Origin of the sequence: Roseixanthobacter psychrophilus, assembly GCF_043195195.1 — a bacterium.
GTDB lineage: Bacteria > Pseudomonadota > Alphaproteobacteria > Rhizobiales > Xanthobacteraceae > NCEH01.
Genome location: NZ_JBAFWT010000222.1, coordinates 1 through 302 on the forward strand (window position 1 = coordinate 1; position 302 = coordinate 302).

The following is a 302-nucleotide window of genomic DNA, read 5'->3' on the forward strand; positions in this document are numbered from 1 at the left end:
AGCCCATGCCCACCGGCCGGATCGAGCAGGCGATTTCCGATTCCGGCAGGACCATCGATTCCTTTTTGCGGCGGCGTTATGCCCTGCCGCTCATTCCGCCGCCGGCCGAGCTGGTGCGCTGCGCCTGTGTGCTGGCGCGGTTTGACCTCGCTTGCGGCGGCGATCGCGAGCCCTCCGAGCAGATGCGCCTTGCACGTAAGGAGCAACTCACCTGGCTCGACCAGCTCGGCACCGGCGACGCATCCCTGGAAGGCGTCGTGCCGATCTCGGCCGCCGGCGGCGCCCGCACGCGCGATCGCGAG

Annotated in this window: 1 protein-coding gene; it reads left to right on the forward strand. The window is 69.9% G+C overall.

Annotated elements, in window-relative coordinates; all coding sequences use genetic code 11:
• Positions 1-302: phage protein Gp36 family protein (locus V5F77_RS29290; protein ID WP_429008540.1), on the forward strand; the 302-nt coding region annotated here is incomplete at both ends.